General features: G+C 67.3%; 12 protein-coding genes. 7 read left to right on the plus strand and 5 right to left on the minus strand.

The features are described from left to right. Positions 1 to 168: 168 nt before the first annotated feature. Positions 169 to 651 (minus strand): transcription elongation factor GreA, encoded by a 483-nt coding sequence (gene greA / locus MJ785_RS06660; RefSeq protein WP_239309250.1) that lies wholly within the window; start codon positions 649 to 651, stop codon positions 169 to 171. Positions 652 to 1025: 374 nt separating this feature from the next. Continuing rightward, positions 1026 to 1382, minus strand: a complete 357-nt coding sequence (locus MJ785_RS06665; protein WP_239309252.1) for a DUF4307 domain-containing protein — start codon at positions 1380 to 1382, stop codon at positions 1026 to 1028. 124 nt (positions 1383 to 1506) lie between these two features. Here MJ785_RS06665 and mca point away from each other — a divergent pair, with 124 nt between their 5' ends. From mca to MJ785_RS06685, 4 genes are all read left to right on the plus strand, one after another. After that, positions 1507 to 2403, plus strand: a complete 897-nt coding sequence (gene mca / locus MJ785_RS06670; protein ID WP_239309254.1) for a mycothiol conjugate amidase Mca — start codon at positions 1507 to 1509, stop codon at positions 2401 to 2403. 234 nt (positions 2404 to 2637) lie between these two features. Then, positions 2638 to 3093: a tellurite resistance TerB family protein gene (locus tag MJ785_RS06675; RefSeq protein WP_239309256.1), complete on the plus strand. Its 456-nt coding sequence runs from the start codon at positions 2638 to 2640 to the stop codon at positions 3091 to 3093. A gap of 115 nt (positions 3094 to 3208) precedes the next feature. Next, positions 3209 to 3454 (plus strand): hypothetical protein, encoded by a 246-nt coding sequence (locus tag MJ785_RS06680; RefSeq protein WP_239372347.1) that lies wholly within the window; start codon positions 3209 to 3211, stop codon positions 3452 to 3454. Positions 3455 to 3688: 234 nt separating this feature from the next. Next, complete coding sequence (locus MJ785_RS06685) at positions 3689 to 5227, plus strand: carboxyl transferase domain-containing protein (RefSeq protein WP_239380200.1); 1539 nt, start codon at positions 3689 to 3691, stop codon at positions 5225 to 5227. 109 nt (positions 5228 to 5336) lie between these two features. Here the strand turns inward: MJ785_RS06685 and leuS are convergent, their stop codons facing one another. After that, the gene (gene leuS / locus MJ785_RS06690) at positions 5337 to 7793 is read right to left on the minus strand and encodes a leucine--tRNA ligase (protein WP_239345712.1); all 2457 of its coding nucleotides are present in this window, start codon (positions 7791 to 7793) and stop codon (positions 5337 to 5339) included. A 35-nt stretch (positions 7794 to 7828) separates the two neighbouring features. Continuing rightward, the gene (locus MJ785_RS06695) at positions 7829 to 8791 is read right to left on the minus strand and encodes a rhomboid-like protein (protein WP_239309264.1); all 963 of its coding nucleotides are present in this window, start codon (positions 8789 to 8791) and stop codon (positions 7829 to 7831) included. Between MJ785_RS06695 and MJ785_RS06700 the strand changes: the two genes are divergently transcribed. Then, complete coding sequence (locus tag MJ785_RS06700; RefSeq protein ID WP_239309266.1) at positions 8790 to 10805, plus strand: thioredoxin domain-containing protein; 2016 nt, start codon at positions 8790 to 8792, stop codon at positions 10803 to 10805. The genes MJ785_RS06695 and MJ785_RS06700 overlap by 2 nt on opposite strands. Before the next feature lie 105 nt (positions 10806 to 10910). Further along, a complete protein-coding gene (locus MJ785_RS06705) occupies positions 10911 to 11471 on the plus strand; it encodes a hypothetical protein (protein WP_239309268.1) in 561 nt (186 codons plus the stop codon). 146 nt (positions 11472 to 11617) lie between these two features. Here the strand turns inward: MJ785_RS06705 and MJ785_RS06710 are convergent, their stop codons facing one another. Beyond that, on the minus strand, positions 11618 to 12238 hold the full coding sequence (locus MJ785_RS06710; RefSeq protein WP_370651465.1) for a hemolysin III family protein: 621 nt from the start codon (positions 12236 to 12238) through the stop codon (positions 11618 to 11620). A gap of 415 nt (positions 12239 to 12653) precedes the next feature. On the opposite strand from MJ785_RS06710, the gene MJ785_RS06715 reads away from it, so the two are divergent. Beyond that, a complete protein-coding gene (locus MJ785_RS06715; RefSeq protein ID WP_239309272.1) occupies positions 12654 to 14477 on the plus strand; it encodes a phosphoenolpyruvate carboxykinase (GTP) in 1824 nt (607 codons plus the stop codon). Positions 14478 to 14489 lie beyond the last annotated feature (12 nt).

A 14489-nucleotide genomic window follows, 5' to 3' on the forward strand; every position in this document is an offset into this window, starting at 1 on the left:
AAGCCGGCGGTGGGCTGGTCCGGATGGCGGGCGGGGCTGGCTGCGTCCCGGGCCGTGCGATCATGGCGTTGGGCGGCGGGCGAGACACGATGGCAGAGACACCCAGGCCGCCAAGGACACGGTCGCACGGCCGGAAGCCCGGAGCGGACCAGCGGAGATACGTGGAGATCAGCGGTGGTAAGGCGCCACCGAGACGATCGCGACCCGGGCCGGGCGGCCGTTGGGCAAGGTGTAGGTCACGGTGTCACCTGCCTTGTGGCCGGCAACCGCTCCACCGAGCGGTGACTGCGCCGAGTACACCTCAAGTGATGTGCTGTGATCCTCGCGGGATCCGATCAGGAACTTCTCGGTGTCGTCGTCCCCGGGGAAGCGGACCTCGACTACAGTGCCCGGACCTGCCGCGCCGTTGAACTGCGGAGCTTCACCGACTCGCGCGTCACGCAGCAGATCGGTGAGCTGCCGGATGCGCGACTCCATCTTGCCCTGTTCTTCCTTGGCCGCGTGGTAGCCGCCGTTCTCCTTGAGGTCGCCCTCCTCGCGAGCAGCTTCGATCTTGTTGGCGATCTCGACACGACCGGTCCCGGTGAGGTGGTCGAGCTCCCCGCGGAGCCGGTCGTACGCCTCCTGGGTCAGCCACGTCTGCTGCGACACGCGTCACGCTCCTTACGTTGCCTGGGGCCGCCGGCCGCGCGAGCCAGAACCATGATCTCTGCTCTGCCGGTCGCCGGTATCTCGATGGGCCGCACGCATATGACCGGATTATGACGAGTTCGGCTGTATCTCGTTCGGTCCATCGTTGGGTCGGAATTGTCTATTTGATGATAAAAATTGATAGGAAGATGGAGCTTGTCAGAACTGGGGATGGTTGGGTCAGGGTTGGAAGTACAGGCGGGGGCAAACGCCCAGCCTAACAGTTGGCGATCCCAGTCGGGAAACTCCGCGTAGGCAAGCGTCATTGCTTGCCGTACGCGACGAATCAGGGCACGGCTGTGCCCTGATCGCGCGTCAGCATTCCCATGCGGTTGTCAGCCGGCGCGGGTGATCTGACAGTCCTCGACCTCGACCACGTTCGCCTCCTGGGATGTGGTCACTGTGACCTTTACGGTCGTGACCCGCTGGCCGTTTGTAGCCGGACCGACGACGATGTCGGTGCGCCGGCCGACGATCTGGTTATCCCGGGAGCGTGCGCGGACAGTGCATTGTGCCACGGCGTTGGGTGACTTTTCCACATCGAACGTCAGCTGCGCCTGCGTCCCACTGATCCGGAAGGCACGGGTGGCGTAGTCGAGCCGATCCGGCCGGCCCTGGACCCACCCGGCGCCGACCGCCGCGAGCACCACGACGAGGAGCGCCGCCAGCAGAAACCAGGGAGCCACTCTCATGCCACCAAGCCACGGGATATCGAGCCAGCGCAACGGGAAGCGAGGCGCGCGCGGCCCTCCCGGCTGGGGGGCGTGCGGCGGCTCGGTCGGCGAGGTCGCTGGAGGCATCGGGGACAATGGTGGCATGTCTGAGGCGACCAGCGGGGATGGCCTGCGACTCATGGCGGTGCACGCCCACCCCGACGACGAGTCCAGCAAGGGCGCGGCGAGCATGGCCCGTTACGTTCATGAGGGCGTCGAGGTACTCGTGGTGACCTGTACGGGCGGTGAGGCGGGCACCGTGCTGAATCCCGATCTTGACCGACCGGAGGTCCACGCGCGCCTGCCAGAGCTGCGGCGGGCCGAGATGGAGCACGCGCGCCGCATTCTTGGAGTCCAACAGGTCTGGCTGGGCTTCCACGACTCCGGTCTGCCAACGGGCGACCCGCCGCCGCCGCTGCCGGCAGGATGCTTCGCGCTCCTGCCGCTGGCTGACGCGGCCAGGCCGCTGATCAAACTGATACGGGAGTTCCGGCCACAGGTTGTGGTCACCTATGATGAGAATGGCGGTTATCCTCATCCTGATCACATCATGAACCACAAGATCACGGTTGAGGCGTTCGAGGCCGCGGGCGACTCGCGGCGTTATCCGGAGGTCGGCGATGACGCCGGTCTGTCGCCTTGGCAGCCCTTCAAACTTTACTATCACCAGACGTTCCACAAGGCGCGCCTGCTTGCCCTGCACGACGCCATGGTCGCCAGCGGGCGCGAATCGCCTTATGCCGACAGCCTGCTGAAGTGGGCAGACCGTGCGGGTGACTCCGGTCGGATCACCACCAGGGTGCCGTGCGGGGACTTCTTCGAGACCCGCGACCGCGCGCTGCTGGCCCACGCGACCCAGGTGGACCCGAACGGGCCGTGGTTCCGTATCCCGCTCGAGATCCAGCGCGAGGTATGGCCGACCGAGGATTACCAGCTCGCCCGATCGTTGATCGAAGTGGGCACGTTGCCCGAGAGCGACCTGTTCAACGGGATCCGCTGACCAGCCTGACCAGCCTGACCGCATCGGGCGGCGGTGCCGGCTAACGCTCGGGCCGCCGTTGTAACCGTTCCGAGACGTTCCGAGACGTTCCGAGACGTCCCGAGACGGCCCGGGGACCGGGGCACGGCCGCGGGCCATCGGTCGTTGCTGGTGACAGGATGTTCTCTCATTGCGGCATCCAGCTCCGCACATACGAACGCACGGCTCATATGGCAAAGATGAGAGGATCATGTCATGGCGATCTGGGATCGTCTGCGCACTACTACCACGTCCATGCAGCAGCAGCTGAACGCCAAGAAGAACGATCTCAAAAGCGGTGCCTTCAGGGATGCGAGCATGGCCATGTGCGCGCTGGTCGCCGCCGCCGACGGCAGTATCGACCCGGACGAGCGCCGTAAGGTCGCCGCGCTCATCGGGTCGAACGAGGTGCTGCAGAACTTCCCGGCGGAGCAGCTGCAGCAGAAGTTCAACGACTACTGCGTCAGGCTGCAGACCGACTTCGACTTCGGCAAGGTCAGCGTGATCCAGGACATCGGCAAGACCAAGAAGAAGCCGGCCGAGGCACGAGCGGTGATCCAGATAGGCATCGTCATCGGAGGCGCTGACGGTCACTTCGACAAGTCCGAGCAACAGGTTGTCCGGGAGGCCTGCTACGCGGTGGGACTGGACCCCAATGAGTTCGACCTCTGACCGCCAGGCACCGGGCGTCTCCTCGATCGTGCCAGGCATCCGGCCGGAGCCCGGCGATACCAGGCCGAGCCGGCACCTGACCACGTTGTCCGGCTGGCCGGCGTAGGGTCGAGGGGTGACAGAGGCGGGACGGGCCCTTGCCCTCGGGGTCAGCGCTGGCGCGGGCGGCTTTCTCGTGGTCCTGCTGTTGGGCCTGGCGGCTGTCGGTCTCTTCGTGATGATGTCGCGTAGCCTTGTACGGCTGCGTGGCAACGTCGCCGACGGACGCTTCGGTGAGCGCGGGACGCATCAGGACAGGCCTTCCGGCGTCCATGGCTCCGGCAGCGATATTCCAACTCAGAACTCGGCCGAGCCCGACTAGGGCGTGTTTCGCAAGCGCCGTCTGTCCGGCTCGCCGCGACCAGGCGGTCGCTGGCCGTGTTCTCAGCCACACCGGTACCACGCATCCGGTATCGGTGTGGCCCGCGGCCTTGCCGGGAACCACCTGGACGCGGCTCCCTGATCGGACGACGGCTTCCGAAACACGCCGCGGCTCGTCGCTGGCTGGGCGGCGCGGTCCGGTAGGGCTGACACCTGATGGGGGACAGCGCGCACAGTGAAGCACCCAAATCTTGCGGAACTGCTCGACCTGTTACTGGATGCGGGCAGCTGGAGCTGTTGGGACACCGCCCCAGCGCGGCCTGCCAGCGGCGCCGCCTACCGGCGGGACCTGTCGCGGGCCGCGGAACGAAGTGGCGCGGACGAGTCGATCCGCACCGGCGCGGGCCGGGTGGCTGGCCACCGGGTCGCCATCGTGGCCAGCGAGTACGGCTTTCTCGGCGGCAGCGTGGGCGTTGTCGCGGCAGAGCGGGCCACCGCCGCGATCGAACGGGCCACCGCCGAGGAACGGATACTGCTCGCGCTGCCCGCGAGCGGCGGCACCCGGATGCAGGAGGGCACACCCGCCTTTCTACGGATGCTGACGATCAGCGGTGCTATCGCCGAGCACCGGGCGGCCAGCCTGCCGTACCTGGTCTACCTGCGCCACCCCACCACCGGAGGAGTGCTCGCGTCCTGGGCGTCGCTCGGGCATGTCACCTTTGCCGAGCCCGGCGCGTTGGTCGGCTTCCTTGGCCCCCGGGTGGTTGAGGCGCTCACTGGCACGACGTTCGCGGCTGGGACGCAGAGCCCGCGGGAACTGCGCCGGGCCGGTGCGCTCGACGCTCTCGTCGCTCCTGCTGATCTGCGGGAAGCTGTACGGCGGGTGCTGACCGTTGTGACGGCCGACCGTGGCCCCGCGACAGTGCGCGGCGGCGTAGGGAAACCGCCGGCCCGCGTCGCCGCGGCCGCCGCGAGGGATCCGTGGGCGTCGGTGCTCGCGACCCGGGCGCCCGATCGCCCCGGGCTGCGCGAGTTCCTGGCTGCCTCGACAAGCGACCTCACCTCTCTTGGCGCGTCCGAGCTGGGCCACGGACCTGACGTGCCCGGCACACCGATTGTCACGGCGCTCGCCCTGCTGCGCGGGGCCCCCTGTGTCGTCATCGGCCAGGACCGGACGGCCCAGCGTCATCGGCCCATCGGGGTGCGTGATCTACATGCGGCACGACAGGCGGTGCAACGCGCCGCGGATCTACGTTTGCCCGTGGTCACCGTCATCGACACGCCCGGGGCGGAGCTTTCGCCGGAGGCGGAACGTGACGGGCTCGCCACGACAATCGCGCATTGCCTCGCGGCGCTGATGAGCGCACCGGTGCCGACGGTGAGTGTGCTACTCGGCCAGGGGACGGGTGGTGCCGCGCTGGCGCTGCTGCCGACGGACGTTGCGGTCGCGGCCGAGGACGCCTGGTTGGCTCCGTTGCCGCCGGAGGGCGCGTCCGTGATTATGCACCGTACCGTCGACCGCGCCGCCGGCCTGGCCCGCGAAATGTTCATTACCGCTGATGACCTGCGCCGGCTCGGCATCGTCGACCTGATTCTTCCCGGTCCGGATGCCCCTGGTGGTGCCGACCTGGGAACCCGGATCTCCGTCGACGTCCGCGGCCGGATGACCGATATTGCCGATGGCGCCGTTGAGCTCCTGCGGACCGTCGGGGGACAGCACCCGGCAACGAGACTGGCGGCCAGGCGCGAACGCTATCGCCGCCTGCCGCCGTGAGGCCGCACACTGCCTCGCCGTGCGGCCGCACGCCCGGCCCGCACGGCAGGACATCGTCAGCGTGGCTGTCTGCCGCCGGGCCGACCGGGCCGGGGATCAGGTGGCCCGCTCAGCGAACAACAAAATTGATGAGTTTGTCCCTGACGACGACTGTTTTGAGGAGCGTGCTGTCGGAAAGGGCGTGCAGCACGGCCTGGGAAGCCCTCGCGGCGGATTCGACTACCGCGTCATCCGCGCCGGCCGGCACTTCAACGCGATCTCGCACCTTGCCGTTGACCTGGCACACGATCAGCTTTGTCTCAGAGGCCAGCAGGGTCATATCCGCAAGCGGCCAGGAATCCTCCCACACACGCCGTCCAGTGAGCAGCTCGTAGACCTCGGAGGAGATGTGCGGGGCAAAGGGAAAGAGGAGCGACGCCCCCGTGGCGACCGCGTGCCGGAGAGCCGCCGGACTCGCTCCGTCCCGTTGTGCCCGGCTCACTGAGTTCGACAGCTCCATGACGGCCGCTATGGAAATGTTGAAGGCGAACTTCTGGGTCATGCTCTCGGTTACGCGGACGATTGTCTCCGCGACCTTCCGGTTCAGCCCGGTGTCGATCTGGTGGGTGTCGCCCGCGGCCGGCGCCTGAGTTGTCTCCGCAAGCTCCCGGCCGAGGCGCAGCAGCCGGCGCAGGAAGCGGTAGACGCCCTCGATTCCCTCGTCGGACCAGTCGGCGCCTGTATCGGGCGGCCCCATGAAGAGCACGTAGCATCGAGCGGTATCCGCACCGTAATGCTTCACGATCCGCACGGGTGAGACGACGTTTCCGCGGGATTTGGACATCTTGGCGCCGTCTTTTGTGATCATTCCCTGGGTAAAGAGCTTCGCAAACGGTTCCGCAACGGGGACTTTGCCGAGGTCGTACAGGACCTTGGTGAGGAAGCGCGCGTACAGCAGGTGCAGGATCGCGTGTTCGATACCGCCGATGTACTGGTCGACTGGCATCCACTCGGCGAGCGCGTTGAAATCCCAGGCCTGCTCGGTGTTGGTTGGATCACAGTAACGGAGAAAATACCAGGACGAGTCGACAAAAGTGTCCATTGTGTCGGTCTCGCGGCGGGCGTGTCCACCGCAGGCCGGGCACGTCACGTTGACCCAGTCGTCCGCGGAGGCAAGCGGGGAACGTCCCTTGGGCGCGTAGTCCTCGATATCGGGCAGGTGGACCGGTAGCTGTTCGTCGGGCACCGGGACCAGTCCGCATGACTGGCAGTGGACGATTGGTATCGGGCAGCCCCAGTATCGCTGCCGTGATACGAGCCAGTCACGAAGCTTGTAACTCACCGTTTGGCATCCGGCACCTTCGGCCGCGAGCCACGAGGTTATGGCCGCGCCCGCCGCGGCGCTGGTCAGGCCGTCGAACTCGCCTGAGGAGCGGAGCGTGCCCGCCCCGGTGTAAGGAAGCTGCCCGGCGGCGGGGCCGTCCGGGTCGTCGGGGGTTATCACCTGGGTGATGGGGAGCCCGAACGCACGCGCGAACGCGTAGTCGCGTTCGTCGTGGGCCGGCACGGCCATGACAGCGCCGGTCCCGTACTCCATGAGGACGTAGTCGGCGACGTAGACGGGGATATGTTCGTTGTTCGCCGGATTGATCACATGGCGGCCGAGGAAAACGCCGGTCTTCGGCTTGTCGGCTGCCCCCCGCGTGTCGTTTGTGCTACGCAGCGCCTGGTTGACGTATTCGCGGACGGATTCTTCCTGTGGGGTGCCGGCGGCGAGCCGAAGGACGTCTGGATGTTCCGGTGCCAGCACGAAGAAAGTAGCACCGAACAGGGTGTCCGGACGAGTCGTGAAGACGTGGTACTGTTCGCCCGTCTCCACACAGGAGAATATCACCTCGGCGCCCTCGGACCGGCCGATCCAGTTCCGCTGCATTGTCTTCACGTGTTCCGGCCACTCGATCTCGTGCAGGCCGGCGAGCAGCCGGTCCGCGTAATCAGTGATCCTGAAGAACCACTGCTCGAGCTGGCGTGCTTCAACCTCGGTGCCGCATCGCTCACAGCGCCCGCCGACGACCTGTTCGTTGGCAAGGACGGTGGCGTCCTTGGGACACCATTTGACGGCGGCGTTCTTGCGGTATGCGAGGCCCTTCTCGAACAGCCGCAGAAATATCCACTGCGTCCACCGGTAGTACGATGGCTGGTGTGTGGCGAGCTCGCGCGACCAGTCGATGGAGATTCCCCATTCACGGAACTGCCGCGCAAATGACGCTATTGACTCGTCGGTGGATTCTTTGGGATGCTTTCCCGTGCGAATCGCGTGGTTCTCGGCCGGCAGCCCGAAGGCGTCGTATCCCATGGGATGAAGCACGCGCCGGCCATTGCGGCGCATGAAGTGCGCGACCGCGTCACCCACGGCGTAGTTCTTGAGGTGCCCAATATGCGGCTCGCCACTCGTGTAGGGAAGCATCTCAAGTACGTAGGCGGCCCCGCCGGACTCCGTGAGGTTGTTGGACACCTGCCAGGTGCGCTCACGGTGCCATATATCTTGCCACTTCTTGTCGATCTCACGAAAATCCGGGGCGTCCATCTATCTACCTTATCCATCATTCAGCAGGCGGAGCTTCATCCTATGCCCTCGGTGGGTGGCGCGACTCGACGCCATCGTGCGGCAGGCGGAGCCGTGGCCGGCCGGCCCTGGGCCGGGACGATTCCGTTCGAGGCACCTGGCCGGCGCAGGGGATGCCGCCGCCGCAGGTACTGGGAGCAGAGCAGGCCGAGCGCGGCCGAGAGGAGATGACCGGCGGCGGTGAAGTCGGGCTCGCGCGCCATGTCGAGAGCGAGCCCGGCGGTCAGAGCACCAGCCAGCGGCCAGCGCCGGCCCGGCGGCAGGGCTGCGGTGAGCACCGCACCACAGGCGATCAGACCGTAGCTCGCGCCGACGTCGACGGCATCGGTGACCGAGTCGTCGACGAGCCGCATGGCCCGGCCGGCCACGAGGCCACCGGCGACGAGCAGGCTCGCTCCGATGTGGCCGGTCGCGAATACTCCGAGTGCCGGCCTTGAGCCGATCATCCGTTCCAGCGGCGCGACAACCGCGGCCACCGCGGCGGCTGACGGGAAGAAGCTGACGCCGTCAAGCCAGCAGGCGCTGGCCAGCAGGACGTAGAGCGGGCGGGTCCGCAGCCCGGTCAGGTTGGTGGAGTGAGCGACCAGGATGCGGTGATAGAGCTCGAAATCGAGGGTGTGGGCGACCGCGAGGGCCGCTGAGGTGGCCGCCAGGACAACAATGTAGATCATTGCCAGTGGCGCGGTATGCCACGCCTGGCGTAGCAGGTCCCAGCCGGCGCGCGGGACCGGCCATGGGAACGAGGGCGGCCATGCGAACGACGGCGGCCATGGCGGCAGACCGGGATCCCTCTCCCGCCGTGACGTTTGCGACGGTTCCGCCCGGGCCCAGGGCCAGCAGGACGACCGGAAGGGCAGGCCGGGGACGTCGCGCAACAGAATCCGGTGGGCATACACCACATGGAGTTCAATGTCCGGGAGGCGGCCACGCTTCCCCGGCAACGGGAATGCTGGGCACATGCCGAACCACCTTGTTGATCAGACCTCACCCTACCTGCTCCAGCACGCCGACAACCCGGTCGACTGGTGGCCATGGGGCGCCGACGCATTCACCGAGGCCACCGATCGTGGCGTCCCGGTGCTGTTGTCCGTGGGCTATGCGTCGTGCCATTGGTGCCACGTGATGGCCCACGAGTCGTTCGAGGACGCGACAACCGCGGCATTCATGAACGAGCACTTCGTCAACATCAAAGTTGACCGCGAGGAACGGCCTGACGTCGACGCTGTCTACATGGACGTCACCGTCGCCCTCACCGGCCACGGTGGCTGGCCGATGACGGTCTTCCTCACACCGGCAGGTGAGCCGTTCTACGCTGGTACCTACTTCCCGCCGGCGCCGCGGGCGGGGATGGGGTCGTTCCGGCAGGTGCTCGAGGCGGTGACGAGCGCATGGCGGACGCGCCGGGACGAGGTGACCGCCTCCGGCGCGGGCATCGCGCGTCAGGTCGCCGCGGCAGCCGATGCCGCGGGCGGGCCGCCGGCCCCGTTCACCGCGCGGCTGCTCGATGCCGCGGTCGAGCAGGCAGGGCGGGCCTTCGACCCGGTGAACGGTGGTTTCGGAACGGCACCGAAGTTCCCGCCGTCCGCGCTGCTGGAGATGTTGCTGCGGCACTGGGCCCGCACCGGGGACGCCGCGAGCCTGCGTATGATCACGGCCACCTGCGAGGGAATGGCTCGTGGTGGGATTTACGACCAGCTTGCCGGCGGCTTCGCCCGTTACAGCGTGGATGCCACCTGGACCGTCCCCCACTTCGAGAAGATGCTCTACGACAACGCCCAGCTGCTGCGGGTTTACCTGCACCTGTGGCGGGCGACCGGATCCGCGCTGGCCGAGCGGGTCACCCGTGAGACCGCGGCCTTCCTGCTGGGCGAGCTGCGGACCCCCGAAGGCGGGTTCGCCTCCGCGCTGGACGCGGACACGACCGTGGCCACCGCGCCTGGTGCTGGCGGGCATGCCGCTGAGGGTGCCACCTACGTCTGGACGCCGGCCGAGCTTGTCGACGTCCTCGGCCAGGACGACGGGGCCTGGGCCGCGGGTGTCTTCGGTGTCACCGCCGCGGGAACCTTCGAGCATGGCGCATCCGTGCTGGCACTCGCCGCGGACGCCGATGATCCCGCCAGGTTCACCCGGGTGCGGGCCCGGCTCGCGGCGGCGCGGGCGCGCCGGCCCCAGCCCGCTCGGGACGACAAGGTCGTCGCGGCGTGGAACGGCCTCGCGATCGCCGCGCTGGCCGAGGCCGGCGTGCTGCTGGCGGAGCCGGGCTGGGTGACCGCGGCCGTCGAGGCGGCAACGCTGCTCCTCGACGTCCACTGGGTGGCGGGCCGGTTGCGCCGGACAAGTCGGCACGGCCGGGCCGGCACCAACGCCGGGGTGCTGGAGGACTACGGGGATGTTGCCGAGGGCCTGCTCGTCCTGCACCAGGTCACCGGTGATGACCGGTGGTTGGCGGCGGCCGGTGACCTGCTTGGTGTCGCATGCGCGCACTTTGTCGCGGCTGACGGTGGATTCCACGACACCGCGGACGACGCCGAGCGGCTGTTGCGCCGGCCGCGGGACTCCGCGGACTCGCCGGCACCGTCCGGCCAGGCGGCGATCACGGGCGCACTGCTGACCTACGCGGCGCTGACGGCTTCCCGCGACCATCGTGAAGCGGCTGAGCGGGCACTTGCGGCTCTGGTGCCGATGTTCGGCAGGAACGCGTCCTTCGCCGGATGGGCGGGTGCGGTTGGTGCGGCGTTTCTCGCCGGACCGGCTGAGGTGGCGGTTGTCGACCGGCCGGACCTGGAAGGACTCGCCCGGCTCACCACCGCGCCGGGCGCGGTCGTGGTGACCTCCGGGCCGTTGGCACACGGTCGGGCCGCCGGGGTCCATGTGTGCCGAGGCTTCGTGTGTGAGCGGCCCGCGACCACGGCCGAGGCAGTGCGTGAGCAGCTGGGGGTCAAGGTCCTTCCAGTGTCTTCGAGGAATGTCTGATGCCTGCTTCCAGTTGCTCGTGTATCACTTGTAAGTATGTAATCAACCAGGAGGTGCGTGATGCACGGGAGCCAACATCGAGAACAGATGGCGAGGAGGCACGGCATGGCGGGATCGCGCGGGCGCGGCCACGGTCGCTGGGGCGAGCGTGAGCAGGCGCCACCCGCGGACGACGCGCAGGCATGGTTCACCGGGCGACTGCCCGACGAGTGGTTCAACCGCCCGGTCACGGTGACCGTGGATCGGGATGAGATCATTGTTGTGGGCACGGTGCCCGCTCCCGACGTCGAGTCTGACGACCAGGCCGCGGTGGCCGCCGCGGAGTCGGGCCGGATCCGGCGTTTCCGCGAGGCGACCCGGGACGCCCGGATCGCGATCGCGCGGGAGGCGGAGCAGCGTTATCTGCGCAAGGTTGCGTGGGGGGTGACAGCGGGTGGCACAACCGAGTTGTTCACGACACTGTCCGTTCCGGTAATGACCCGGCTTCGGCAACCGGAACGCCATGTTCTTGACACGTTGGTCGACTCGGGGGTTGCGCGCAGCCGCAGCGACGCGCTCGCGTGGTGCGTCCGTCTCGTCGGTGAAAACGCCCAGCCATGGCTCACCCGTCTGCGGGAGGCTATGGAGAAGGTCGAGCAGGTTCGCGCCGAGGGTCCTGAACTGTGAGAATCCGGCTGGCGCCCAGCGCCGGTCGCTCTTAGTGGTCGCCGCCGGGGGGAGCGTCGTCCGTTGGCGTGCGGGTGTTTTCCCCGGTTATGGAGTTTGTCTTTCCGGTGACCGGCGCCGGCCGGGCGCCGGTCACCGGCATCAGGTCATGTCGCGTAAATGGCGAAGATGACGGCAATGTAGTGGCACGCCGCCGCGACGATTGTGAAGGCGTGGAAAACCTCGTGGTAGCCGAACGTCCCCGGGGCCGGGTTTGGGCGTTGGGCCGCGTAGACGAACGCCCCGATGCTGTAGAGGACGCCACCGACAATGATCAGGACCAGCGCTGTCACGCCCGCGGTGTGCAGCAGCTGAGGTATGACGAAGACCGCCACCCAGCCCAGGGCGATGTACAGCGGCACCATCAGGAAACGGGGTGAGTGCAGCCAGAGCATCCGCAGCCCGATCCCGACCGCCGCGCCGCTCCAGACGATCGTGAGTATGGTCCGCGCGGTCTTCGGTGGCAACGACAGCAAGGTCAGCGGTGTATACGTCCCGGCGATGAAAATAAAGATCATTGAATGATCGAGCCGCTTCATCAGCGAGCGGGCGCGTGACGTTGCCCACATTTTTCGATGGTAAAGCGCGCTGGTGCCGAACAGAAGGGCGATGCTCAGCGCATAAATACCGACGGCCAGGCGCGCGCGGAACGTGCCGGCCAAGGCCACCGCGATTACACCGAGTGCCACGCTGACCGGGAACGCGCCAGCGTGCAGCCAGCCGCGCATCCGTGGTCGTACCAGGTCATGGGGATGCTTGCCGAAGTCATGTCCGGGTACCGTTGTGGTCACGTGGTGACCGTATCTTGCGTCAGCTCTCCTTACTACCCGCCGCGCTACCCGCCGTGAATGTTGCCGTCCGCATTCGGTTTCGCAGCGTGACGGATCTGCCCCGCCGCGAGGCGCGTCGACCGCGCGACTGTCAGAAGCTCCCACGGTAGAGTCAAAAGATCCTGTACCCGGCCTCGAATCGCCCAAGCCGTGGTGGACTCGCTATGTAGTGCACAGTGGGGTGTCGGCACGTTGTTGCGGGTTCACTACGCATGCGTTCCGCGATCCCGGGCACGAGTGGGCCTGCCATGGCAGGGACCTATGGCGACACGGCGAGGCCGTGGTGGGCTCAACTCAAGCGGAGGTGGGAGCTGTGACGACCGCGGCGCAGATTCCGGGGCTGGACGCTGCCCCGACTAGGCATGCCGGGCTGATTGCCTGGGTACGCGAGATCGCCGAACTCGCCCGACCGGAACGCATCCAGTGGTGTGACGGTTCTGACGCGGAGTACGCGGAACTCGCGCGATTGCTGGTCGACAAGGGCACTTTTGTGCCATTGGACGAGGAGAAGCGTCCAGGTAGTTTTTTCGCGGCTTCTGATCCCACCGACGTTGCCCGGGTTGAGGACCGTACCTACATCTGCTCGCGCGATCCCGCGGACGCCGGACCGACCAACAACTGGATCGACCCGGATGAGATGCGGGCAAAGCTGCGTGGTCTTTTTGCGGGCAGTATGCGCGGGCGCACGATGTATGTCGTGCCCTTTTGCATGGGCCCGCTGGGCTCACGAATTTCCGCTCTTGGTGTTGAAATCACCGACTCGCCGTATGTTGTCGCGTCAATGCGGATGATGACACGAATGGGCGCTCCCGCTCTCGAGCAGCTGGGTACGGACGGGTTCTTTGTCCCGTGTGTGCACTCGTTGGGCGCGCCCCTTGAGCCGGGCCAGGCCGATGTCCCGTGGCCGTGCAACCCGACGAAGTACATCACGCACTTTCCGGAGACCCGGGAGATCTGGTCGTTTGGATCCGGCTATGGTGGGAATGCCCTGCTGGGCAAGAAGTGCTATGCGTTGCGGATCGCCTCGGTAATGGCCCGCGACGAGGGCTGGCTGGCCGAGCACATGCTTATTCTCAAGTTGACGTCGCCGACAAACCAGGTGCACTTCATCGCGGCGGCCTTCCCGTCGGCCTGCGGCAAGACCAATCTCGCAATGATCATTCCGACGTTGCCGGGCTGGCAGGCCGAGACTGTCGGTGACGACATCGCCTGGATGCGTTTTGGGGATGACGGCCGGCTGTACGCGGTGAACCCGGAGGCCGGCTTCTTCGGCGTGGCACCGGGTACGGGTATCGAGACCAACCCGAACGCCATCGAGACCCTGTGGGGGAACACGGTCTTCACCAACGTCGCCCGCACTGACGACGGGGACGTCTGGTGGGAGGGGCTGACCAGGGACAAGCCCGCGCACCTCATCGACTGGAAGGGGCGTGACTGGACGCCGGAGGCCACCGAGCCGGCCGCCCACCCCAACGCCCGCTTCACGGTGCCCGCGAGCCAGTGCCCGACGATCGCGGCGGAGTGGCAGGACCCGAAGGGCGTCCCCATCTCGGCCATCCTGTTCGGAGGGCGTCGAGCGACCGCGGTTCCGCTGGTGACCGAGGCACCGACCTGGCAGCGCGGGGTGTTCTTCGGCTCGATCGTCGCGTCCGAGACGACCGCGGCCCAGGCCGGAGAGATCGGCAAGCTGCGGCGCGACCCGTTCGCGATGCTGCCGTTCTGTGGCTACAACATGGCGGACTACTTCGCGCACTGGCTGGCGATAGGTCGCAAGGCCGATCCGGAGAAACTGCCGCGGATCTACTATGTCAACTGGTTCCGCAAGAACGCGCAGGGCCGGTTCATGTGGCCGGGCTACGGCGAGAACAGCCGGGTCCTGGCCTGGGTTGTCGGCCGGCTCGAAGGCCAGGCCGATGGGGTGGAGAGCCCGCTGGGCATCCAGCCCACCGCCGAGGCACTGCCCACGGAAGGCCTCGACGTCGCGCCTGAGGAGCTCGCCGAGCTGCTCACCCTTGACACCGAGGTCTGGAAGCGGGAAGCGGAGCTGATTCCAGAACACTACCGGACCTTCGGGGACGGGCTTCCCGCCGAGTTGTGGGCCGAACAGGAGGCCTTGGTCGCCCGCCTGAAGGACTGACGACCACTCGCC

This window comes from Protofrankia sp. CiT1 (assembly GCF_917627335.1).
Taxonomy (GTDB): Bacteria; Actinomycetota; Actinomycetes; order Frankiales; family Frankiaceae; genus Protofrankia.